This is a genomic window from uncultured Campylobacter sp. (genome assembly GCF_937890585.1).
Lineage (GTDB): Bacteria > Campylobacterota > Campylobacteria > Campylobacterales > Campylobacteraceae > Campylobacter_A.
Map to the genome: position 1 here is coordinate 1 of NZ_CALACG010000221.1, position 6,900 is coordinate 6,900.

Below are 6,900 nucleotides of genomic sequence, written 5' to 3' on the forward strand. Positions count from 1 at the left end.
GTGTATAAGAGACAGCGCCAAAAGATACTTGGTAGGAGCGAAGAGCTGGATATCTTTTTAAATGGCAGCTTTAGCGAACGTAATGACGAAATGCAAAAGAGTATGCCATTTATGATGGAATTTGGCATAGACAAAAAATTTCACAAGACAAAGCTTTTTAGGGCTAGGATAGAGCTTTTTAAAGAGGCGCTAAATTTGCATAAGGCAGCGATATTTGCTTGCAAAGAGGCTGTAAGGACAAATTTACGTGCCCTTAGTGTTATCTTTAACGATGAGAAGATGGCAGAGAAAAACGGCCTTGACGCAAAACATAGACGTGAGATTATCAAGGCTTTATTTTTGCTAACGCCAGTTGTTAGCTCGACATTTGCTTCGTTTAATAACACATTTAAAGACCTTTTAAATAGCGATATAGGCTTGCTTTTGATAGATGAAGCAGGGCAGGCAAATTTAACTAACGCGTTAGGCGCACTACTTCGCTCAAAGATGGCTGTCGTAGTCGGCGATCCCCTTCAGCTTGAGCCAGTCGTAACACTACCAGTTAGTTTAAATAACGCGATCCTTAGCTACTGCGGGGCAAAAGATGAGTTTAACCTGCTAAAGTCATCAGTACAGCTAAGAGCCGACAAAGCGCAAAAGATCGGCACATATATAAAAGGTAGCGGCGAGAGTATCTGGGTTGGCTCGCCACTCATTGTGCATAGAAGGTGTGCTAACCCTATGTTTGAAATTTCAAACGAGACAACTTATGACGATATGATGATACTTGGGCGAGATGGGGCTAGTAAATTTGCAAACACTAACGTGCAAACAAAGTGGATAGACGTTAGAAGTGAAGAGTGGATAGGCAACTACAACAAAGCCGAGGGCGAGGTGGTTAAAGAGCTCTTGGCAGGTGAGCTAACTAGCCAAAATTATAATATCAGGATAATAACGCCATTTAAAGATGTTTGTAGAAATTTAAAAGGTGCTGGCACTATCCATACTATGCAGGGCAAAGAGGCTGATGTTATTGTATTTGTGTTAGGCGGTGCGACAAAGGGCGCTAGAGCGTGGGCCGCTAGTAAGCCAAACCTGCTAAACGTGGCGCTAACAAGGGCAAAAGAGGTTATTTATATAGTTGGAAACCGAGAAAATTGGGCGAGTTTGCCCTACTTTGAGGTGGCAGCTAGGAAGATAAACAAAGGATAAATTTGAATCATTTTGCAAAACGCATAATCCCATGCCTCGACGTAAAAGACGGCAGGGTCGTAAAAGGTGTAAATTTCGTAGGACTTGTCGACGCTGGAGACCCAGTCGAGATAGCTAAAAGATATAACGACGAGGGCGCTGACGAGCTTTGCTTTTTGGATATCACAGCCTCTCACCTTGGCCGTGACACCATAATCGATGTCGTAAAAAAGGTCGCAAGCAAGCTTTTTATACCGCTAACCGTTGGCGGTGGCATACGAACGATTGACGACATCTCACGCCTTTTAAATGCGGGCTGCGACAAGGTGAGCCTAAACTCATCGGCGATAAAAGATCCAAATTTGATCGACGAAGCGGCTAAGAAATTTGGCTCGCAGTGCGTCGTTGTAGCGATCGACGCCAAAAAGATCGAAAATGGTTATAGTGTTTTTATAAATGGCGGCAGGATCGATACCAAAAAAGATGCCTTTGCTTGGGCAAAAGAGGTTGAGTCGCGCGGAGCGGGGGAGATATTGCTAACATCCATGGATAACGACGGCGTCAAACAGGGCTTTAGCCTGGAGCTAACAAGGATATTTAGTGCGCTTTCTATACCGACTATCGCGAGTGGTGGTGCGGGGAAAATGGAGCATTTTAAAGATGCTTTTGAGGCCGGGGCTGATGCGTGTTTGGCGGCTTCGATATTTCACTTTGGCGAGATCGAGATTAGGGTGTTAAAGGCATATTTAAGAGGGCAAGGTGTTGAAGTAAGATTATAGTTTTTAGCCACAAAAGCGGCTAAAAGATTAATAATTGCAAGCTTTTCGCAACGCTTCTTTCCTTTCTGGAGTAATTTGTGCTGAAAGATCGTTTTTTCCTAAACTGCAAGCTTTTACAAAATACTCTTTTGCTTTGTAATGGTCGCCATTCTTTCCAGCAATTACGGCAAAATTATAACATCCATACCAATTATTACCAGTATCGCAACTTTCTTTAAAATACATAGCCCCTTTTCCTATATCTTGTTTTACACCCTTTCCATCATAATATATATTTCCAAGATTATAGCATCCTAGTGCATAGTCACCATCGCAAGCTTTTTTGTATAACTCTCTTGCTTTCTTATAATCTTTTTTTATACCATCTTCTCCTTCGTATATCGTTCCGAGATTATTGCAAGCTTCATATTCATTGCAATCACAACTTTTTTGATATAATCTTATGGCTTTTATAATATCCTTTTCTTGCCCTAAACCATAATGATACATCGTACCATAGCCAGTTAAAAAAGTAGTATTGGCATTTTTGCAGCTTTTTCCCAATTCTCTTAGTTCTTCTTGACTAAAATTTAAGTTATTACTTGCAAAAGTAAGCGAGCTGACCAAAACCAAGCTAATGGTAACTTTATTTAATATTTTCATTTTTTTCCTTAAAAATAAGTATATTAAAAATTCAAATTTATTTTAATATATGATATGCCCTGCAAGCTTCTTGCCAAATTTCTTTACTTTCAGGTATGTTTTTTACATCATCGGCGTCTCTTCCCATATCGCAAGCTTTTTTAGTGTATTCCTTGGTTTTTTGTATATTATCTAAATCGTATTGGTATTTGGCAAAATTTCTACAACCCAACCAGTTGCCAGTATCGCAAGCTTTTTTGTAATACATAGCACCCTTTACTTTATCCATCTTGGCTCCTTCTCCCAAAGAATACACAGCTCCAAGATTATTGCAACCCATAGTTTCTCCCCCATTGCATGCTTTGGTATATAACTCCATAGCCTTTTTATATTCTTGTTTTGCCATATATATCGTTCCTAAATTACTGCAAGCTTCATACTCATTTGCACCGCAAGCTTTTTTATAGTATTTTATAGCTTTTATGATATCTTTTTCTACACCATTTAATCCATTTTCGTATATAGTTCCTAGAGTAGTGCAAATACTTATATTTCCAGCCTCACAATTTTTTCCAAAACCGTCCATTAGTTCTTGGCTATATTTAATTTCGTTATCAGCAAAAGAAAATAAGCTGACTGCGACTAAACTTAGCGTAACTTTACTAAAATTTAACATTTTAATTTTTTTCCTTAAAAGCAATTTTTTATCACACAATTTATAGCTGGACCAACAAGGAAACCAAAAGTTACCCTTATAATAATCCCCCAAGCAGAATATTTGTGGCTACCGTCAGGGTTTTCAGAGAGTTTATCTAGTCCATATAAAATAATCCCATAAAATGGTATTGATATAGCTGCTAAAATCCTTAGATGTATCAAAGCACCGCCATCAAACATAACGGCGCTTAAAAAAGCTATTAACGGGACTAAGGATTTTTGCAAATAACTCTCATATTTATCCATTTTTTACATCTTGTAAATTTTTACCCGTATTCTATTCCCCCCCCCCATAAAAAATTGCTTAAAATTTATTGTAATTTTATTTTCGTACTAAATTTTTGAATTTAGTTTTAAATTTACTACTATTTTGATACCATTAAAGAAAATTTGAAAAGAGTTAAATGGAGAGTATAATAATAAGTGCGGGACGAAATGAAGTGTTTCCTTTTGCCTTGCCGATGGGGGTGGGGTTAGTCGATATGGCGATAAATTTGACTAAATTTTTACAAAAAAGATCATGTGTGGGAGCTGATGAAAAGGGCGTAAATTTAAAGAATATTGACCCACATTATCTTGCAAAGATAGAGGCTAAATTTGCAAACTCATCAAACCCTGAGCTGCAAAACATAAGCCAAAATTTATCAAAAAACCCAGAGCGAAATTTATACCAAATGCCAGAAAAGATAGTTTTTGTTGGCTCGGCAGGTCTTTATAAAGATGGTGAAATTTTGCAAATTTATGAAAGCTCGATCGGATCAAATGTTGAAATTTCTAGCATAGAAAATAGATCTTACTCGCCTATCGAGTGTGAAATTTCCTCTATCGTTTCACGTGGAACTATCAAAACAAATTCATCAAATTTCATTACAACAGATAAAAATTTGGCTCATAAAATGTTTGAAAAAGGCTATTTTTTAGAAAATATGGAGTTTTTTTCTGTTCTAAAAGTAGCTCAAATTTTTAAAATTCCAGCTTATGGAATTTTCGTAGCGACAAATTTTTGCGATAAAAATGCGCATGCTGATTTTATAAAAAATCACTCTGCGGCCAAAGAGCTACTAACAAAATATATAAAGGAAAATATGTGAAAAATTTGCTTGATCTTAGCATTGAAGAGTTAAAAGAGCTGGTCTCTCCCTCTTTTAGAGCGACGCAAATTTATGAGTGGGTCTACAAAAAAAATGCGACAGAATTTAGCCAAATGCTAAATTTACCAAAAGATATGCGTCAGGATCTGGCTGAGAAATTTTATCTCGATCCTTTAAAATGTGTGAAATTTGAGCAAAGTAGCGACGGCTCGATCAAGTATCTTTTCGAGCTAAAAGACGGGCTAAAGATAGAGAGCGTTTTGCTGCCGATGAAAGAGGAGATCAGTGACGAGGATGGTAAGATTAGTCGCCATGCTCGTTACACTGTTTGTGTTAGTTCGCAGGTTGGTTGTAAAATGGGCTGTGCTTTTTGCCTAACAGCAAAGGGCGGACTTGTTAGAAATTTGACTGCTGGCGAGATCGTAGGGCAAATTTTATGGATAAAAAGAGAGAATAATATACCATATGAGAGGCGTATAAACGTCGTTTATATGGGTATGGGCGAACCACTTGATAACCTTGCTAACGTTAGTAAAGCGATCAAAATTTTAGCCCTAAACGAGGGTCTAGCCATATCGCCACGCCATCAAACTGTATCAACTAGCGGTCTTGGTAGTCAGATAAAAAAGCTTGGCGAGATGGACCTTGGTGTCTTGCTGGCTATATCGCTACACGCTGTTACTAACGAGCTTAGAAGCCGCTTAATGCCGATAAATAAGGCATATAATATCGAGGCTGTTATGGACGCTATTAGGGGATTTCCTATCGATATGCGGAAACGCGTGATGTTTGAATACCTTGTTATCAAAGACCTAAACGATAGTGTTAGTGATGCAAAAAAGCTGGTAAAACTGCTTCATGGTATCAAGGCAAAGGTAAATTTGATCTACTTTAACCCGCATGAAGGCAGTGAATTTGGACGACCTGAGCTTAGTAGCATGCTAAAATTTCAAGAATACCTAAGGGATCATGGTGTCACTTGCACGATCAGACAGAGCAAGGGGCTTGATATAAGTGCAGCTTGCGGCCAGCTAAAACAGCGAAATGAAAATCCAAAATTTAAAACTAACGTTAGCGATAAGAGTACAGCTAAAGCAGAAGAAAAACCAACTAACGATGAAACTAACGTGAGTAAAAAATGACAGCTCTTGATATCGCTGAGATAGTTTTTATAGTAGTAATTGCTAGCATCGGGCTTGGCTTGATCATAAAAGTTTTGAAAGAGGAAAGATAAAATTTATAGATTTTTTACTCGAAATTAAACATGCTTGTTGGATTTTACAAGATATGTTGGTGAAGTAAAATTTATCTTATTTATGCAAAAGAAAGATTAAAATACTTCACCTTTTAAAATTATTTTTTAAAATAATCTCCGGAGCACCAAGCAAATAGCAACCATCATCAAATGTAATACTTCCATATTTGAGCGTGGATGAAAAAGGTAATACTTTAATGGGGGACTTAAATTCCCCTGCTTTTCCATTCTCATTTACATACTCTTTTAGAGCCTGCATAGTTGTATTATTATCTTTAGAAGCATTGGCATACGAAAACAATATTTCTCTAAACTTCTCTTCACTAATAAGTTCTATTGCATTTTTACATAAGAATAAATCCTCCACCTTCATATCAGGCTTTGTAATAGTTCCCGTTTTGTCCACACAAAGCATATCCACTCTTGCCAGAGTCTCTATACTTTTCATATCATGAAGAAGCACTTTTTTACTTGCTAGCTTCATAGTGCTGATAGCCAATGCAACTGTAGTCAGTAGATATAGTCCCTCAGGTATCATACCAAGCACTGCCGCTACCATAGAAGTTACACTTTTTCTTAAAGTATCACCATTTATATAATAACTTTGCCAAAATAAAATTACACCAATAGGAATAATAACAATACCAACAGTCTTTACAATCAAGTTAATATGTCTTATCATCTCAGACTGTTCCTTATTTTTCATTGTTTTTGCTTCAATACTTAGCTTTGAAATATAAGACTCATCTCCCACTCTCTCAAGCCTGGCATAGCACTCTCCGGATACTACAAAACTTCCGGACATCAAATTGTTTCCAACATTCTTTTCTACTTCATCAGATTCACCGGTCAACAATGATTCATTGACCTGTACACTTCCACTTATAACTATAGCATCTGCACAAATCTGTTTACCTGCTGTAAGCAAAATAATATCACCTTGTACCAGCTCTTTTGATAAAATATTTTGCAACTTACCATCCCTTAAAACATCTGTATGTGGAGCATTCAAAAGATTCATTTTCTCCAAAGTCTTTTTTGCACGCAATTCTTGTACTATACCTATAACTGTATTTCCGACAATAACAGGCAGGAATGTAAGATTCCTAAACGAACCCACCACAATCAGTAATATAGAAATTATTAAAAATATCAGGTTAAAGTATGTACATACATTTGACAATACTATTTCCAAAGTTGTTTTATCAGTGTTTGTATTTATTTTATTTGTTAAACCCGGAGCAATTCTTTGTTCTACTTCACTACC

The 6,900-nt window shown here is 37.1% G+C and carries 8 protein-coding genes; 4 read left to right on the top strand and 4 right to left on the bottom strand.

All coding sequences use genetic code 11. From position 1 onward, the window contains the following. Positions 1-1,191: DEAD/DEAH box helicase (locus Q0296_RS06570; protein WP_298038280.1), on the top strand; the 1,191-nt coding region annotated here is incomplete at its 5' end. A 2-nt stretch (positions 1,192-1,193) separates the two neighbouring features. Then, positions 1,194-1,949 carry an imidazole glycerol phosphate synthase subunit HisF gene (hisF, locus tag Q0296_RS06575; RefSeq protein WP_298038282.1) on the top strand — a complete coding sequence of 252 codons (756 nt, stop codon included), beginning with the start codon at positions 1,194-1,196 and terminating at the stop codon, positions 1,947-1,949. A gap of 27 nt (positions 1,950-1,976) precedes the next feature. Here the strand turns inward: hisF and Q0296_RS06580 are convergent, their stop codons facing one another. The 3 genes from Q0296_RS06580 to Q0296_RS06590 are packed head-to-tail and all read right to left on the bottom strand — an operon-like array spanning position 1,977 to position 3,533. After that, entirely contained in the window at positions 1,977-2,591 is a 615-nt protein-coding gene (locus Q0296_RS06580) for a tetratricopeptide repeat protein (protein ID WP_103575180.1), read from the bottom strand. Between the two features lie 37 nt (positions 2,592-2,628). Further along, complete coding sequence (locus tag Q0296_RS06585) at positions 2,629-3,246, bottom strand: tetratricopeptide repeat protein (RefSeq protein WP_103575179.1); 618 nt, start codon at positions 3,244-3,246, stop codon at positions 2,629-2,631. A 14-nt stretch (positions 3,247-3,260) separates the two neighbouring features. Next, on the bottom strand, positions 3,261-3,533 hold the full coding sequence (locus Q0296_RS06590) for a hypothetical protein (RefSeq protein WP_103575178.1): 273 nt from the start codon (positions 3,531-3,533) through the stop codon (positions 3,261-3,263). Between the two features lie 158 nt (positions 3,534-3,691). On the opposite strand from Q0296_RS06590, the gene Q0296_RS06595 reads away from it, so the two are divergent. Further along, positions 3,692-4,378, top strand: coding sequence for a purine-nucleoside phosphorylase (locus Q0296_RS06595; protein ID WP_298038289.1), 687 nt, complete (start codon positions 3,692-3,694; stop codon positions 4,376-4,378). Continuing rightward, positions 4,375-5,520 (top strand): 23S rRNA (adenine(2503)-C(2))-methyltransferase RlmN, encoded by a 1,146-nt coding sequence (gene rlmN, locus Q0296_RS06600; protein WP_298038291.1) that lies wholly within the window; start codon positions 4,375-4,377, stop codon positions 5,518-5,520. Before Q0296_RS06595 ends, rlmN begins: the two co-directional genes overlap by 4 nt. 198 nt (positions 5,521-5,718) lie before the next feature. On the opposite strand, the gene Q0296_RS06605 is transcribed toward rlmN, so the two are convergent. Next, the coding region (locus Q0296_RS06605) for an HAD-IC family P-type ATPase (protein WP_298038294.1) at positions 5,719-6,900 on the bottom strand (1,182 nt) is incomplete at its 5' end.

What these genes read in the sequence shown, in the direction of transcription:
- Q0296_RS06580 (WP_103575180.1), bottom strand. Translation starts at nt 2,591, where the DNA reads ATGAAAATATTAAATAAAGTTACCATTAGCTTGGTTTTGGTCAGCTCG.
- Q0296_RS06585 (WP_103575179.1), bottom strand. Translation starts at nt 3,246, where the DNA reads ATGTTAAATTTTAGTAAAGTTACGCTAAGTTTAGTCGCAGTCAGCTTA.
- Q0296_RS06590 (WP_103575178.1), bottom strand. Translation starts at nt 3,533, where the DNA reads ATGGATAAATATGAGAGTTATTTGCAAAAATCCTTAGTCCCGTTAATA.
- Q0296_RS06595 (WP_298038289.1), top strand. Translation starts at nt 3,692, where the DNA reads ATGGAGAGTATAATAATAAGTGCGGGACGAAATGAAGTGTTTCCTTTT.